At 75.1% G+C, this 16,301-nt stretch carries 10 protein-coding genes; 4 read left to right on the top strand and 6 right to left on the bottom strand.

All coding sequences use genetic code 11. The features are described 5' to 3' along the window. Positions 1 to 129: 129 nt before the first annotated feature. Positions 130 to 747, bottom strand: coding sequence for a Maf family protein (locus WMF22_RS02665; RefSeq protein WP_437297569.1), 618 nt, complete (start codon positions 745 to 747; stop codon positions 130 to 132). A gap of 351 nt (positions 748 to 1,098) precedes the next feature. Here WMF22_RS02665 and WMF22_RS02660 point away from each other — a divergent pair, with 351 nt between their 5' ends. Then, complete coding sequence (locus WMF22_RS02660) at positions 1,099 to 2,844, top strand: right-handed parallel beta-helix repeat-containing protein (protein ID WP_438034733.1); 1,746 nt, start codon at positions 1,099 to 1,101, stop codon at positions 2,842 to 2,844. Positions 2,845 to 2,848: 4 nt separating this feature from the next. On the opposite strand, the gene WMF22_RS02655 is transcribed toward WMF22_RS02660, so the two are convergent. Further along, positions 2,849 to 5,038 carry a bifunctional alpha,alpha-trehalose-phosphate synthase (UDP-forming)/trehalose-phosphatase gene (locus WMF22_RS02655; RefSeq protein WP_438034732.1) on the bottom strand — a complete coding sequence of 730 codons (2,190 nt, stop codon included), beginning with the start codon at positions 5,036 to 5,038 and terminating at the stop codon, positions 2,849 to 2,851. Positions 5,039 to 5,137: 99 nt separating this feature from the next. Further along, positions 5,138 to 6,844, bottom strand: a complete 1,707-nt coding sequence (locus WMF22_RS02650) for a serine/threonine protein kinase (protein ID WP_438034731.1) — start codon at positions 6,842 to 6,844, stop codon at positions 5,138 to 5,140. 467 nt (positions 6,845 to 7,311) lie between these two features. Here WMF22_RS02650 and WMF22_RS02645 point away from each other — a divergent pair, with 467 nt between their 5' ends. Then, complete coding sequence (locus WMF22_RS02645; RefSeq protein WP_437297565.1) at positions 7,312 to 8,286, top strand: tetratricopeptide repeat protein; 975 nt, start codon at positions 7,312 to 7,314, stop codon at positions 8,284 to 8,286. 18 nt (positions 8,287 to 8,304) lie between these two features. Here the strand turns inward: WMF22_RS02645 and WMF22_RS02640 are convergent, their stop codons facing one another. Beyond that, the gene (locus WMF22_RS02640; protein ID WP_438034730.1) at positions 8,305 to 9,684 is read right to left on the bottom strand and encodes a hypothetical protein; all 1,380 of its coding nucleotides are present in this window, start codon (positions 9,682 to 9,684) and stop codon (positions 8,305 to 8,307) included. Positions 9,685 to 10,070: 386 nt separating this feature from the next. On the opposite strand from WMF22_RS02640, the gene WMF22_RS02635 reads away from it, so the two are divergent. Further along, complete coding sequence (locus tag WMF22_RS02635) at positions 10,071 to 11,048, top strand: hypothetical protein (protein ID WP_437297563.1); 978 nt, start codon at positions 10,071 to 10,073, stop codon at positions 11,046 to 11,048. 46 nt (positions 11,049 to 11,094) lie between these two features. Here the strand turns inward: WMF22_RS02635 and WMF22_RS02630 are convergent, their stop codons facing one another. Both WMF22_RS02630 and WMF22_RS02625 read right to left on the bottom strand, forming a co-directional pair. After that, a complete protein-coding gene (locus WMF22_RS02630) occupies positions 11,095 to 11,871 on the bottom strand; it encodes a hypothetical protein (RefSeq protein ID WP_438034729.1) in 777 nt (258 codons plus the stop codon). 43 nt (positions 11,872 to 11,914) lie between these two features. After that, the gene (locus WMF22_RS02625) at positions 11,915 to 14,527 is read right to left on the bottom strand and encodes a hypothetical protein (protein WP_438034728.1); all 2,613 of its coding nucleotides are present in this window, start codon (positions 14,525 to 14,527) and stop codon (positions 11,915 to 11,917) included. Between the two features lie 73 nt (positions 14,528 to 14,600). Here WMF22_RS02625 and WMF22_RS02620 point away from each other — a divergent pair, with 73 nt between their 5' ends. Continuing rightward, complete coding sequence (locus WMF22_RS02620) at positions 14,601 to 16,112, top strand: WD40/YVTN/BNR-like repeat-containing protein (protein WP_438034727.1); 1,512 nt, start codon at positions 14,601 to 14,603, stop codon at positions 16,110 to 16,112. Positions 16,113 to 16,301 lie beyond the last annotated feature (189 nt).

The raw sequence follows: 16,301 nt of genomic DNA, 5'->3' as shown, positions 1-16,301 counted from the left end.
GAAGATGCTCATTCGTGAGGGCCCAGCGGCAGGCTCGACCCTGGAACCACGATTAGCAACGGGCGCGCCACGGCCGCCCCTCCCTGGGAGCCCCCGCACGCACAGCGCCGCGGCCCCCCCCGCCTGCGCTCAGGCGCGCGCGGGGGGGTCGAGCGGATCGACCCCGAAGCGGCGCAGGAGGCGGCAGAGCGGGACGAGCGGCAGCCCCACGATGGCCGCCTCGTCGGCGTGGCGCACGTCGTCGAACAGCCACGGTCCGTGCTTCTCGAAGAGGTATCCTCCCGCGCTGCCGATGGGCCGATCCAGCTCGACATAGCGGCGGATCTGCGCGCGGCCGAGCGGGCGGACGCGGAGCTCCACCGTGACGGTCTCGGCCAGCGTCCGCGGCGCGCCGGCCGCGAGCGGCACCCCCGGCGGCGCGTGCACCGCGACGGCGGCGTGGAGCGCGTGGACGCGCCCCGAGAGCCGCCCGAGCTGGTCTGCCGCCTCGTCGAGCGAGGCCGGCTTGCGGAGGAGCTCCCCATCCAGCTCGAGCGCCTGATCGGCGCCGATGAGGAGGGCGCCTTCCCGCGCGGGCGCGAGGCTCAGCGCCTTCCCCTCCGCGAAGAGGCGGGCGCACGCGAGGGGCGACATCCCCTCGGGCGCGATCTCCTCGAACGCCGGCGCGACGGCCTCGTACGCGAGCCCGAGGCGATCGAGGAGCGCCCTCCGGAAGGGCGACGTGGAGGCGAGGACAACCGGAAACATGGTCGGCTCCATGACACGGAACGACGCGCGCGCCGAGGGGAACCGCCCGCCTCGCCCCTCGCGCTCCTCCAGCTCCTCGCGCTCCTCCCGCTCCTCCCGCGCTTCACCTGCGCTCCTCCCGCGCAACCCTGCTCTTCACGCTCTTCGCGGCGTTCGCACCGATTTGCTTCTATTTACCAAAATTTATCGAGAAATGGCAGACGGCGCGGATTCTGAGCAATGGTGAAAGCCGCTGGGCATGCGGGAATAACGGCAGGAATTCCCGCCGTCAGGTGTCGCCTGAATTACCCATCATGCATTTCATTAAAAAGCAGCTTGCACTCGGACTCTACAGCACGCGACAGTACGCCAATGCAGCAACTCAACACAAGGCACCTCGTCACGCTCTCTCTCGTCGCGCCGGGCATCGGGCTCTCCGTGCTGCTCGCCGCCTCGCCGGCGAGCGCAGCGACGTACGAGGTGGGGCGGGGCAAGCCTTATGCGAGCCTCGCGGAGGTCGCCCCTCGCCTCGCTGCCGGGGACGTGGTTCTGGTCGAGGGCGACGCGACCTATCCGGGGGATCTGTTCTTCAAGAAGTCGGGCACCGAGGCGCAGAAGATCACGATCCGCGGCGTTCGCGTGAACGGCCGCCGCCCGGTCCTATCCGGGGGGAAGAACACCGTGATCTTCGGTGGCAATCACTATACCTTCGAAGGCTTCGATATCACCGGCGGCTCGGGCCGCTGCGTGTTCAACAAGGCGCACGACATCACGATCCGCGACTCGGTGGTGCACGACTGCGCCGGACACGGGATCCTCGGCGCCGACTCCGAGTCGGGCTCCCTCACGCTGGAGTACGTCGAGGTCTATGCCTGCGGCTCGGGCGACACCAGGCACCCCATCTACATCGCGACCGACGAGGAGACGCGCCTCGGCTCGGTGTTCCGCATGCGGCACTGCTATGTGCACGACGGCAACGACGGCAACAGCGTGAAGAGCCGCGCGGAGCGGAACGAGATCTATTACAACTGGATCGAGGGCGCGAAATACCACGAGCTCGAGCTGATCGGGCCGGACGGCCAGGACGAGGGGCTCGCGCGCGAGGACTCCGACGTCGTCGGCAACGTCATCGTCAAGACCGGCCAGCACTTCGCCGTGCGCGTCGGGGGCGACGGCACGGGGCAGACGTGGGGTCGCTTCCGGTTCGTCAACAACACCTTTCTGCTCGCCCCCGGGTCGCGGCCGGCGATCAGGATGTTCGACGGGATCGAGAGCGTCGAGATGAGCAACAACGTGTTCTATCGGCGCGGCGGCGGCGGCGTGGAGGTCTACGTCGACAGGAGCGCGACCTGGAAGAACGGAGCGGCGTCGATCTCGGGCGCGAACAACTGGGTGCCCGCCGGCTCCTCGGCCATCCCCGGGGCGTGGAGAGGCACGGTGCAGGGCGCCGACCCCGGCTTCACCAACCTCAGCTCGCTGGACCTCCGCCCGGTATCGAGCAGCCCGCTCGTCAACGCCGGCTCCAGCGCGACGTCGACTTCAGGGCACCCGTTCCCGAAGCCGCTCACCGCGCCGCAGTTCTCGCCCAGGAAGGGCGCGCGCGCGGCCAGCGGACCGCTGCAGCGGCCGGTCGCTGGCACGATCGACATCGGAGCCTACGAGTCTGGCTCCGGCCTCGCGGCGCTCGCCATGAGGACCGCGGACACCGTTCGGGACCTCGACGACAGCGACAGCAGCGCCGAGGAGGAGGCGTGGAACGTCGACGGCGATGCCGCCCCGAGCGACGGCGAGGCGGACGCCAGCGACACCGACGGCGGCGATGCCAGCGACGCCGATGCCAGCGACGTCGATGCCAGCGACGTCGGTGCCAGCGACGCCGATGCCAGCGACGCAGACCCGTCCGCCGGCGACTGCGCCGCGGACGGCGACGACACCGCTGCGTGCTCCGAGGCCGCGCAGGGCAACGCGGGCGCTCCGCACGGCGCCCATGCCAGCGCGTGCAGCGTCGGCGGGGGGCTCGCGGGCGGCCCGGTCGCCGGCTCGGGGGCTCTCCTCGCCGGGGCGGCGGCGCTCCTCGGCGCCGCCCTCCGGCGGCGCGGCCGCGGCGCCAGGGCGTGAGCCCTCAGGCGATGAGCGCGCGCAGCAAGCGACGCGCGGACGCCGGGTCGGGCAGCTGAAACGCCGCGGAGCTCTCCCCGCCGCCCACGTGGATCGTGAGCGCGGTCGGGGGGAGCGCCGCGAACAGATCCTCGTCGGTCCTGTCGTCGCCGAGCGCGATCACCACCGCGTCGGGCCCCATCGTGGCGAGCACCCGCGGCACGATCACCCCCTTGTTGACCCCGCGGAGCCGCACCTCCAGCACCTTCCGGCCGGGGATGAGCTCGAGATCGTGCTCGCGCAGCGCCTCGCCGAGCTCCAGGGGCACCTCGCGGGCCGTCTGGCTGGCGAGCTCCGGGTCGGCGGCCCGGTAGTGCCACGCGATCGAGACCATCTTCTCCTCGATGAAGCTGCCCGCCGTGCGGTCGACGAAGCCCTGGAGCACGTCGCGGACCCTCGGCTTCCAGTCGAGCGCGGCCTCGCGGAGCGCGACCCAGGGCTCTCCGGGCGCGGCGCGCGAGAAGAACCCGTGCTCCGCGTGGAGGCTGATGGGCAGCTCTCCCAGCCACCGCTCGAGGTCCTCGCGCGGCCGGCCGCTCACCACGTGCACCTGCGTCCGCGGGCGCGCCGCGAGCTCGCGCAGCTCGGTGACGAGCGCCTCGTCCGGCTGAGCGAGCTCGGGCATGGCCTCGAGGGGGACCAGCGTGCCGTCGTAGTCGAGCATCACGATCAGCGACGGCGCGCTGCGCGCGCTCGCGATCGTGCTCCCCTGGGGCGCGCCCTCCGGCCGCCGGGCGGCCCCCACCGCGGGCGGGACGCCGCCCGCGCGCTCGAGATCGTTCAGGAAGCGGTGCGACCAGCGGTGCGCGTCGTGCGTCACGACGCGGCGCCGGAGCGCCTGCATCCGGACGCGCTGCTCGGACGGCGACATGACGAGCGCCCGCTGGATCGTCGACGCCACCGCGTCGATGTCGTGCGGGTTCACCAGGAGCGCCTCGATCAGCTCGGCGGCCGCGCCCGCGAACTCGCTCAGCACGAGCGCGCCGGTGCCGTCGATCCGCGAGGCCACGTACTCCTTGCAGACGAGGTTCATCCCGTCGCGCAGCGGCGTCACCATCATCACGTCGGCCGCGAGGTAGAGCGCGACGACCCCGGCCATGGGCATCGACCGGTGCAGGAAGTGGATCGGGACATCGTCGAGCGTCCCGTAGCTGCCGTTGATGCGGCCGACGAGCTCGTTCACGACGCGCCGGAACTCGGCGTAGGCGTCGACGTTCTCGCGCGTCGGCACCGCGAGCTGGATGAACCGGACCTTGCTCCGGAGCTCGGGCTCGCGCTCCAGGAAGCGCTCGATGGCGAGCATGCGCCGCGGGATGCCCTTCGTGTAGTCGAGCCGATCGACGCCGAGCACGATCTTCCGTCCCTGGGCGCTCTCGCGGATGCGCCGCGCCTCGGCGCGGACCTCCTCGCCCCGCGCGAGCCGCACGAACTCGTCGACGTCGATGCTGACCGGATAGGCGCCGAGCCGCACCCGCCGCCCCTCGTACGCGAGCGTCTCCAGGTCGGGATCGAGCCCGAGCACGCGCGCGGCGGAGTAGACGAAGTGGTACCGATAGGCCGTCGTGTGAAACCCGACGACGTCGGCGCCGAGCATGCCGCGCAGCACCTGCTCCCGCCAGGGCAGGATCCGGAAGACCTCGGCCGCGGGGAAAGGGATGTGCAGGAAGAAGCCGATCCGCGCGTCGGGGATGCGCCGCCGCAGCATCGCCGGCACCAGCGTGAGCTGGTAGTCGTGGATCCACACCCTGTCGCCCGGCCTGTACCGGGCGACGATGGCCTCGGCGAAGCGCTCGTTCACCTCGCGGTAGCTCTCCCAGTCGTGCCGGGCGTCGAGGTGCAGCTTCTCGACGAGGTAGTGGAACAGCGGCCACAGGACGCTGTTCGAGAAGCCGTCGTAGTAACGGCTCACCTCGGCCGAGGTGAGGTGCACCGGGACCGCGCCGAGCTGCTCGAGCCGATCCTCGACGTCTCGGCGCTGCTCCTCGGTGAGGCGCGCGAGGTCGCCCGGCCATCCGAGCCAGAGGCCGCCGTGGCGCTCGTGGGGACCCCGGAGCGCGGTCACGAGGCCGCCCGCCGAGGGGACGACGGAGACGTCCCCCTGATCGGCGTGGACGGTCACCGGGAGGCGGTTCGAGACGATGAGCAGGCGGGACATGCGCGGCCAGGAAGCTAGCGCATGGCCCCTGCACCACGCCCTTGAGGCGCGGTGAAATCAGGGGCTAGCCGATGGTGTTCGTCGGGCGCGCCCTGATCGCTAGCGGTCGATCCGGATCGACGGCGCCGTGTTCTCCGGAGGGGTGGGCTTCGACGTGGCCGTGGGCGCCGCGGGGCGGACGGGCCGGCCCCAGTTTCGCCTGCCGCCCGAGCTCGGGTTCGACGGCGCGTCCTCGGTCTTCGCAGGCGCGGCCACCTGCGCGAGCCGCGCGACGGTCTGCACGGACATCTCCGACGGCCCCTGCACGATGGAGTAGGGCTGGAAGCCTTCCTTCTGCAGGGTCAGCCGGCGAGGCGACGCGCGCACCTCGTCGTTCGAGATCGACAGCTGGAGCGGCGTCTGCCCGAGCGACTTCCCGTCCTCCAGGACGTCGGCGCCCGGCGGGATCGACTCGATGATCAGCATGAACGAGGGCGCGCCCTTGTGATCGCTGGGCGTGCCGGTCGCCGCGGGCGCCGTCGTGGGCGCGGTCGCGACCTCGGGCGTGGCCTCGGTCTGCGCGGGCTTGCGGGTCAGCGCGAACGCGCCCGCCGCCACGACGACCGCGCCGATGACGGCGAGGATCACCCCCTTGCGCCCGCCGCCGGAGGGGGCCTCGTGCGCGCCTGTCGTGCCCTTGGACGCGCCCGCCGCTGTCGCGGCGGCGCCCGGGCCCGAGCCGACGCCGGAGGTGCGCCCGCTCGGATCGTCATCGCTCGACGGCGCCGGGAGCGTCACCGCGTCCTTGAGCGCTTGCACCGTGGACGAACGCGACGAGATCTGCACGCCGGGCAGCGACTCGAACGAGGTGATCTGCGTGCCGCCGAACGCTGTCGTCACGCCCATGCCGCGGGCGCACTCGCCGAGGCCCTGGATGAGGGCGTCCATCGTCGCGGGCCGGCCGTCCGGATCCTTCGCGAGACAGCGCATCACGAGCGCCTCGAGCGGCTCCGGGATGTCGACGTCCGGGTTCCGCTCCTTCATGCGCGGCACCGGCTGCTGGAGGTGCGCCATCAGGATCTGGATCGACTTCTCGGACTCGAACGGGACCTTCCCGCAGAGCATCTGGTAGAGGATGACGCCGAGCGAGTAGATGTCGGTCCTGAGATCGACCTTGCCGTGCGAGATCTGCTCCGGCGACATGAAGCGGGGCGAGCCCAGGAACGCGCCCTGCTGCGTGAGCTCTTCCGAGTCGTCGCCGAGCTGCTTCACGAGGCCGAAGTCGAGGATCTTGACCGCCTCCTCCGCGTCCTCGTTGGAGACGAGCATGACGTTCGACGGCTTGAGGTCGCGGTGGACGACGCCGTGCTTGTGCGCCTCGCGCAGCCCGCGCGCGATCTGCCGCGCGATGCGCATCGCCTCGGGCGGCGGCAGGCGCCCCTGCCGGCGCACGCGCCGGAAGAGCGTCTCGCCCTCGAGGAACTCCATCGCCATGAAGAACCGCTCCTGATCGTCGGCCTCGATGCGGCCGTAGTCGAAGACGGTGACGATGTTCGGGTGCTGGAGGCGCGCGAGGATGCTCGCCTCGAGGAAGAAGCGCTTGTGGAAGTTCGGGTCGAGCTGCCGCGAGGCCTGGTTGGGGATCAAGACCTTGATCGCCACCTGGCGCCCGAGCGGGAGCTGCTCGCCGCGATAGATCGTGCCCATGCCGCCGGTCGCGAGCTGGGAAAGGATCTTGAACTTTCCGTTGAGCACCTTTCCGAGCAACGGATCGATCGGCTCGCTGCGCGCTACTTCATCGACGACGTTTTCGTTGGCACCACTCATATGAACTCCGTCGCCTTCCCCGTGCGGGCGCGGGCGAGCCCTCCCCTCGGTGACGATGCCTCGCGATGCGTGAGCCTGGACCTCATGATCGTGGGGAGCGTCGGCGCGTGGGGCCGTCGGGGCAGTCTAAACGGAAGAAATGTCCTTGGCGACCTTTCCTCGATCGCCCCGCTCGTGAGGCAGGGGCCCCCGCGCGAGAGGCCGATCGGGAGGCCGTCCGGGGGGCGCCGCACCATGGGCCGTGCGCCATAGCCCCGATCGACGGGAACCGCCAGTTGCTGGCATCGAGCGTCTGCATCGCACCTTCGCGCCACGAGATCCTGCGAGCAGAGTACACTGCTCCGCGCCCGCGCGATGCTCTTCCGATGATCCTTGTCGGGTGCCGCCGCCGGACGCCGGCCGGTGCGCGCCGGACGTCCCTGCCGGCCTTCTCGCCCTCCCGGGTGGGGACGAGGTAGTAGAGGAGGATGCGACCGGATCGCGCCGTGCTGCGCTGGTGGAGGGGGAGAGAGTACCGGCGCCTACTCGACGTGGCCGCCTCCGAGCTCGCCGGCTCGCGCCACGCCGACGCGGAGGCGACATGCGCGCAGGCGCTCCGGATCGCCGAGGAGATCTACGGTGACGGGGACGCCGAGCTGACGGCGCCGCTCTACGCGCTGAGCTCGGCGCGGCTCGCGCAGGGGCGGCTGGACGAGGCGCGCGCGAGCTCCGCGAGGGCGATCGCCATCGCCGAGGCGGCGGCGAGCGCCGATCCGCCGCTGCCGAGGCTGCTCGAGCAGCTGGCCGCCATCCTCGAGCGGCAGGGCGAGCTCGAGGGCGTCGAGGCGCTGTTCCGCCGGATGCTCGCGGGCTACGAGCGGATGCGCGACCCCGACCCCATCGAGCTGTCGGCGCTGCTGAACCGGCTCGGCCTGCTGCTCGGCAGGCGGGGGGCCCGCGCCGAGGCGGCGCCGCTCTTCCGGCGGGCGATCGCGCTGCGGGAGGGGGCGCTCGGCGCCCGTCACGCGCTCGTCGCGGAGGCGCTCTACAACGCCGCCACGTTCCTGGAGCTGGAAGACGACCTCCCGACCGCCGAGCGGGAGGGGATGCTCCGGAGGGCGCTCGAGATCGCCGAGGCGGGGGCGGGCGTGGAGGGGGGCCTCCTCGCGTCGATCCTGCACAACCTGGCGGCCGCCCGCGAGGCGCTCGGGGACCAGGCCGAGGCGGCGGCGCTGTACGAGCGCGCGCTCGCCGCGCGGGAGGCGCTCGTCGGGGCCGCCCACCCGTCGCTCCGGCCGACGCTGGTCCGGCTCGCGCAGGTCCACCACGCCGCGGGGCGGCCGTCCACGGCGCTGCCGCTGTACGAGCGGGCGCTCGCGCTCGCCGAGGTGGACCTCGGGGCGGATCACCCGGTGGCCACGGCGATCGGGGCCTGGATGGCCGAGGCGCGGAGCCGGAGCTGACCCTGCCGCGCCCGTCGATCAGCGCTCGGACGACGGATCGCCGCCTTCGCGCCAGCGCTCGACGAGCTCCGGGAGGACGGTCGAGGCCATCTGGAGCAGGTGCGCCATGTGGTGCTCGGGCGTGTTGCCCCGGAACCCGCGGACATGGAGCTCGCCCACGCTCGCCTCGGTGGTCGGGATCATCTGCTTCTCGAGCTTCTTCGAGACGGCGCCCTCGGCCGCGCGCAGCCGCAGGTGCGGGGGCGCGTCCGACGCGGGCGACCGCTCGACGTGGCGCCCCGCCGCGGCGTCGAGCAGGTAGCTGGCCGTGGCGGTGGAGCTGGCGTACGTGATCGGGTCGATCTCCGAGTGCGTGATGGTGAACAGCAGCTCCTCCGAGGCGGCGCGCTGCGCGGCGCGCGCGAACGAGGCGAGCTGCAGCCGGTTGAGCCCGCTCGGCTGCTCCGGGACGAAGCCGCAGTGGATGCCGTCGGTGACGAGGATCGCGTCGAGGGGCTCGGCGCCGCGGCGGAGCTCCAGGATCTTGGCGACAGCGCCGTAGCCCGCGCTCCACGAGGAGAGGGCGACCCGGCGGAGCCGCGGGGTCGGCAGCCCGCGCTGCGCGAGCGCCCGGTCGATGTCCGCGAGCAGGCTCTCGTAGACGCCCGGCGTCGCGTAGAAGTCCTCGTACGCGCCCGAGCCGATGCCGAGGTTGATGACGGCGACCGCGGCGTTCAGCCCGGCGACCTCGGCGCTCTCGCGGACGAGCTGGGTGTTGCCGTGGAAGTGCAGCAGGAGATCGTAGCTCGACCCCGTGGGCCTGAACGTGTCGGGCGTGAAGAGCACGCCGCCGCGGATCGACGCGTACCCGTCGTGCTTGATCGCGGGCGGCGGCGGCGTCGCCGGCGCGGGCGGCGGCGCCGGCGGCTGCAGGCGCGCGAGCCCCTCCGGCGCGACGGCCGCGCTCGCCCCGGCGTCCTCGCGCGAGGAGCGCAGCGCGAGCAGCGAAGCGCGGTTGACGGGGGTCATGGCGCGGAAGGCCTCGACGGAGGTGATCGGCATCCGCGCGGCGATCCCGCGCGCGGCGGCGGCGACGACGACGATCACGGTGGCCGCGGCCAGGACGAACGCCCCGAGGGCGCGCCACACGCGCGCGCGGCGCTCGCCCGGCGAGGGCGCGGACCAGGAGCCGTACGGCCCGGCCCCGGCCATGGGGAAGGGCGGCGGCGTCCCCTGCGGCGCTGGCGGGGCGAAACCGGGAAGGAACGCTTGCTCCTCCGGCGCGGGGGCCATGCCGAGGGGGGGCAGATCGAGGGGAAGACCGTGATCCGCGCGACCCTGGACCACGGTGACGGGCGGCGGCGTGGGCGTCGGCGACAGGTCCGCAGGCGACCCGTCAGCGCGCACGTTTCCCTTCATGTCGATACCCCTCCCTTACAACGGGGATGTAGCGCCCAGCCCTGGCTCGCGAGGCGCTGCGTCGGTTCCGTGAGCGCGCCGCATGGCGGCAGCGCGCTGCGTTTCTGCTCCTGCCGTGAGCCTGGAAGGCGTCGCGGCAGGCGGAGCATCGACCAGTACGGTCTCGAGCTCAAGCGGCAACCGTTCCGTACGCGCATATTTAAGCGTGGCCGTAATACCCTGACCCCTGCTGGAACACGCGCGGGTGAGCCTGTCGGGCCGCAAAGCGAGGGAGCGGGTGGGGTGTGCCCGGGGCTGCGCAGGTGCGCGCGAGCGGGGACGTAAGCACGCCGGCGACGAAACGCGCACTTGCGCCCCTGTCCGGCACCCACCAAGGTGCTCGGCGCTTGCTCTCCCGCGAGGTCCGCTTCCTGCTCGCAGCCACGCTGCTCCATGCCGCCATCCCGCTGCTCGCGCGGATCGCGGGCGCCCCGGGGCCTTTGCTCGAGGCCCGCTCGAGCGGCGCGCGCCGCGAGGTGGAGATCGAGATAGAGCCCGTCGCGCCGCGCGAGGCGGAGCAGGACGAGGCGCGCCCGCCCCCGCCGCGCGCGCCGGACGAGGCACGGCCGCGCGAGGCGGAGCCGGTCCTCGGCCGGACGGCGCGCCGCGAGCGGCGGCCGCTCGATCCAGCGGCGCCGCAGGCGCCGACGGAGGCGCCGGTCGAGCCGCGGGAGGGTCCCGTGGCGCCTCCGGCCCCGGCGCCATCGAGCGAGTACGACGGGCCGCCGACCGCCGAGGGGCCGCGCGGGGTCGCCGGCCTCGGGGGGGCGCCTGTGTGGCAGCTGCCCGGCGTTCTGCCGGATCGCGCGCCGCCGGCGCCGGCGCCGACCGCGCCGGCCGCGCCGCGCGAGGTGTCGGCGGACAGGGCCGGCGAGCTGCTGCGCGAGGCGATGCGCGATCGGGACAAGACGCTGGGGCTGGATCTGCCGGCCGCCGGCACGGTCGCGTCCGTCGTGGCGGACGCGGTGCGCAGCGCCGAGACGCCCGCGACGGCGCGCGCGGTGTTCGAGGTGCACCTGAGCGGCGCCGGCGCGGTGCTCGGGGTGCGCGCGCTGTCGTCGACGGCCGGAGCGGCGGCGCTCTGGGCGCGGGTGGCGCGCGAGGCGGCGGCGCAGCTCGCCGGGCGCGTGCTCGCAATGACCGCCGCGTTCGCCAAGGGGGCGAAGGTCTACGTCACGGTGAGCTCGTCGGTGCAGATGCCGAGCGGCGCCACGTCGGGCGGGATCCACCACCAGGGCGCGGGCTTCGGGTTCGACGTCGCCGACATCGGGGCCCGGCCCCGCCGCCTCGTCCAGTCGAGCTTCCGCGTCGAGGCGATCGACTGAGGCGATCGCAGCGGCGGAGGCGCGCGACGCGCGCGAGCTCGGGCGATCAGCGGCCCCGGCGCGCCGTCCAGCGCCTGGTGCGCGCGGCGCTCGCGGCGAGCCCGATCCAGAGCAGCCCGAGCAGGCTCAGCGCCGCCGGGACGCCGGTGAGCCAGACGAGCGCTGGCAGCGGCGGGCGCGTCGGACAGGGGCGGCGCGTGTCGAAGCGGCAGGCGTGATGCCGATCGAGCTCCTCCGCGGCGGCGCGGACCTCGGGGACGTCGTCTGGCAGACCCCGCAGGGCCGCGGAGGCCATCATGTACGCCGCGGAGGCGGCGCGATCGTACGCCGGGTCGGCCGGCACGCGGTCGCGCACGAGCTCGCTCAGCCGGGCGGCGCGCTGCGCCGGCGCCTGCTCGGCCAGCGCTCCGGCGAGGTGCCGCGCGAGCGCCTCGTCGAGCTGCAAGGCGCAGGCGACGGCGCGATCTTCCCCAGGCGTGAGGTAGACCGTCTCGCCCGACGCCGTCTGGCGCGGCTCCGTGCCGGACACCGCGACCGGCTTGCGCAGCGCCACCCGCGCCCCGCGGACGCAGCTCGGGACCCTCGGGAGGGCGCGCAGGTGCACCGCGGCGTGGCGCTGGTACGCGACGCCGGCGATCGCGCCGAGCGAGAGCGCCAGCGCGAGGAGCGCGGCGACCCGGCGCGCGCCGGCGCGCTCTCCGGCGCCGGCGCGCTCTCCGGCGCCGGCGCGCTCTCCGGCGCCGGCGCGCGCAGGCGGCGCGGCGCGCTCCTCGCCGGTCTCCGGCGCGGGAGCCGGCTCGCCGGAGGGCTCTCGGGACGACATGGCCGGCGGTATGGACAGCCGCGACGACGCTGTCAATGCGCCGTCACGAGGGGGGCTCCGCGCCGGCGAGGCGCGCCACCTGCGCCCACGCGCGGGCCGCCTCCTCGTGCCCTGTCGCGGCCGCGAGCTGCGCCAGGAACTGCGCGCACGCCTGCTCGCCGTGGGTATCCTCGGCCTCGCGGGCGCGCGCGAGGGCGCTCAGCGCCTCGAGGAGCGCGCCCTCCGTGCGGCCCGCGGCGGCCAGCGCGACGCCGTACGCGAGCAGCGCCCGGGCCCGCTGCGAGGGCGACGCGTCGCCCTCCGCGGCGATCCGGAAGCGCCGGAGCGCCTCCTCCTTCGCGCCGCGCCCGAGCGAGATCAGGCCGGTCATGCGCTCCGCCAGATCGAGGTGCTCGCCGGTGCGGCGGAGCTCGCCCACGAGCCGCTCGAGCGTGCGGAGGTCGCCCTGGACGAGCGCCTGCTTGGCCAGCTCGGCGAGGCGGACCGCGATGTCGTTCATCGACAGCACGGGCGACTCCGTGGTCTTCGCGAGCAGATCGTCGGAGGCGTCGCCGCACGGAAGGCCGGCGTCCGGGGTGGTCGCGTCGGGAAAGTCCTTGGGCTCGTCGTCCGGCTGCGCCGCGGGCGCGCCGGGGCGGGAGCGCTCGCCGACCGGCGCCGGCGCCGCGCGCTGCGGCTCCGGCGCGTCGCCGACCACCTCGATGGGCGTGCGGTGGGTGGGCGGCTGGCTCGACGAGCTGTCCGGCGCCCCGTCCCGGTGATCGCTCGCGGTCTCCTGCTCGTCGGCGAACGCGAGCAGCTCCGCGGCCGAGCCCTCGAGCAGCGCGTCGCCGGCCGCGCGCCCGGCGCGCCCGGCGAGATCGGCCGCGGAGCGCCGATCGCCCGCCTTCGCGGCGTGCCACGCGGCGTCGGCGAGGCCGAGCACGCTGGCGTGATCCTCGACGACCCGCGCCGCGGCCAGGTGCCACGCGGCGCGCTCGCCCGGCGGGACGCCCGCGAGCAGGGCGTCGCGCAGCGTGCGCGAGGAGAGCCGCAGCCAGCCAGGCTCCGGCCGCAAGACCCAGCCGGCGCCGAGCAGCGCCGCCTGGACCGCGGCGACCTTCGGGGCGCCGGTGCCGTCGCACAGCGCGTCGATCGCCGCGTCCGACGCGTCCCCGCCGAGGGTCGCGAGCGCGGTGAGCACCGTGCGCTGGCCGATCGCGAGCAGGCGCAGGCGGCCCTCGATCGAGCGGAGCGCGGGGGGCGCGGCCAGCTCGGCGCCGGTCATCGTGCGCGGGGGCCTGCCCCGCCCGGCGCTGCGCCGGCGCGGCCCGACGCTCCTGCCGATCCAGCGCAGCGCGCCGCTCTCCAGCGCCTCGCAGAGGAGCTCGCGCACGGCCAGCGGGAACGCGGGCGCGCGCGCGGCCCAGCGGCGCGCCCCCACCTCGTCGATGCAGCCGTCGAGGAGGCGGCGGACGAGATCCTGCGCGCCCGGCGGGGAGAGCGGCCCCAGCGCGACCGTCGCGGCGGGGGTGAGCGCGGTGAGCGGCGCGGGGAGCGGGTCCGAGCGCCCGAGCCGGGCGACGGCGCGCGGGCCGCCGCCCGGCGAGAGGGCGAGGGCGATCGCGTCGAGGCTCGCGGCGTCGACCTCGGCGGCGTCGTCGACGGCGACCAGGCCGATGCGGGCGTCGGACGGGGCGAGCCACGCGGCGAGCACCTCGGCGGCGCTCCTCGGCTCGACGCCCTCGCCGGCGAGGAGCCGGGCGAGCGCGGGCTTCAGCCGATCCGGGAGCGCCGGCGCGCGGGCGCGGCTCTTCTCGGCGCGGAGCGCCGCGCGCGCGAGGGCGCGCCGGAGCGCGCCGAACGGCTCGCGCGAGGCCCCGATCGGCGCGACGAAGAGGCTCCGGGACGGCGCGAGCAGCCTCTCCAGCTCGAGGAGCAGCCGCGTGCCGCCGGCGCCGGGCTCGGCCCGGACGATCGCGAGCGACCCGGGGGGCACGGCGAGCTCGGCGAGCTCGGCGTCGCGGCCGATGAGCGGCGGCTTGCACAGGCGCGCCACGCTCTCGGCGACCTGCCTGCGCAGCGGCTGCTGCGCGTCGAGGCGGAGGCCGCGCACCCGGCGCGCGCCGTCGACGCCGCGGTGGGCGCCGAGGGTCATGAGCTCGCCCGAGATCACGGCGGCGAGCGCGGGATCGAGGAGCACGTCGCCGGGGAGCGCGACGCGGGCGAGCATGACGGCGACGAGCAGCGGCTGCCCCCAGGAGAGCGCGGTGAAGCGCCCCGCCTCGCCGACGTAGGTCATCTCGCCCTGCGCGATGCCGACCGCGAAGCGCGCGTCGGGGTGCACCGCCGCGTCCTCCGCGGCGAGCGCGGCGAGCAGCACGGCCTCCTCGACGTCGTCGGGGGTGAACTCGAACGAGAAGGTCTGCGCGCTCCAGGCGCACAGGGTGGCGCCGAGCGCCTCGGCGCGCTTCTTCAGCGCGAGCGCCCGCGCGAGGTAGCTCTCCTCGCCGCGGGCGGCGCCGCCCGCGGCGCGCGCCGCGCCCCTCTGGCGCGACGGCGGCGCGGGCGCCCGCGGCGCGCCGCGGCGTCCGGGCCACGGCGCGACCGCGTCCGTGCTGTCTGGCTGCGAGAGGGCCGCAGTACCTCGAAAGGACACGACGATGCGCTCCGGCATTGCCGCGAGTGTAGCGGGGCGCGGAGGGCGCGTGGGCGGTTCTCGGCGCGCGCCGCGGTACGATGGATCCTCGATGCGACCGCCTCCCCCGCGCGCCGTGAGGCCGGGATCTCGCCCGGCGCGCGCCGTCGCGCTCGCCGCGCTCGCCGCCGTGGCGCTCCCCTCCCCCGCGGCGGCGAACGGCGTCTTTCCCTCGGCGGACCAGCTCGTGTTCGACCCGGCGGATCCAGCGCGCGCCGTCGCCCGGATGACGTACGGCCTGCTGGCCACGCGAGACGGGGGCGCGAGCTGGCGCTGGATCTGCGAGCGCGCGGTCGGGTACGACGACACGGCCGGCCAGTCCCCGCCCATCGCGGCGGTGGCGGGCGGCCGGGTGCTCGCCGCGCTGGCCGACGGGATCGCGGTCGGCGCCGAGGGCGGCTGCGCCTGGGCGCGCGCCGCCGAGCTCGCTGGGCGGGAGGTGATCGATCTCTCGGTCCGGCAGGGCGATCCCTCGCACGTCGTCGCGGTGGCCGCGGGGACCAGGCACGGCCTCTGGGCGTCGCGCGACGGCGGCGCGAGCTGGACCAGCGCGGGGGCGCCGCTCCCGGCGGGCTTTGTGGCCCGGACGGTCGACGTCGCGCCGTCGGATCCGCGGCGGGTCTACGTGAGCGGCCTCGCGAGCGAGGGCGGCTCCGTCAAGGGGGTGCTCGCGCGCTCGGCCGACGGCGGGGAGACGTGGCAGACCGCGGCGGTGCCGGGGAGCACGACGTCGCGCGAGCCGTACATCGCGGGGGTCGATCCGCGCGACGCCGACGTGCTGTACGTGCGGATCGCGAGCGCGCCGGGGCGCGTGTTCGTCTCGACGGACGGCGGGGCGGCGTTCGCGCCCGTGTTCACGACCGAGGGCTTCGTGCGCGCGTTCGCGATCTCGCCGGACGGCGCGACGGTGGCGGTGGGCAGCGACGTCGACGGCGTCTTCCGCGCGCCCTCGTCGACGCTGGCCTTCGAGCGCGTCTCGAGCGTCGCGCCGCGCTGCTTCGCCTGGACGGATTCGGGCCTGTACGCGTGCGCGAGCGAGTTCCTGGACGGCTTCACGATCGGCCGCTCGCTCGACGGCGGCGCGACGTTCGAGCCGCTGCTCCAGCAGGGGTGCATTCGTGGTCCTCTGGAGTGCGCGGCGAGCACCGCGGTCGGAGCGGCCTGCCCGGCGGACTGGCCGAGGATCGCGCGGATGACGGGCCACCGGGACTGCACGCCGGACGCCGGTTCACCCGCGGCCGGCAGCGGCACGAGCGCCGTCGCGACGGGCGCGACGGGCGCGACCGGCGCGACCGGCGCGACCGGCGGCGGCGCCGCGGCGGCGAGCGGCGGGGGCCAGGCGAGCGCCGCGGGTGCGGGCGGAGCGCCCGATGCATCAAGCGGCGGGGCGCCGCCTTCCGGCGGGGCGCGGCAGGGCGAGGCGGGCTGCGGCTGTCGTACCGGCGGCGCGGAGGAGGGCCGGGCCGCCGTTGCCGCAGCGTGCCTGGCGGCGGCCGCGGCGGCGCGGCGGAGGTCGCGGAGGTCGCGACGCGCTGGCGTCATCGCACGAGGGGTACTTGGCTGAGCCAGGACCAAAACGGACGGCCTCGGAGACCGCTCCTGAGAGGTCGCGACCGGCCGGCGCCCCCTCGCGAGGGGGAACGAGTCGATCCGGAACCGAACTCGACCCCCCGCGAGGCAGCTCCGACAGGTCGCCACGTCCCGGCGCCCCCTCGCGAGGGGGGGACGAGTCGATCCGGAACCGAAATCGGCC

It is taken from the genome of Sorangium sp. So ce204 (genome assembly GCF_051526795.1).
In the GTDB taxonomy this organism is placed as follows: domain Bacteria; phylum Myxococcota_A; class Polyangia; order Polyangiales; family Polyangiaceae; genus Sorangium; species Sorangium cellulosum_B.
The sequence above is the reverse complement of the archived record's forward strand: the minus strand, read 5'-3'. Positions and strand labels throughout refer to the sequence as shown.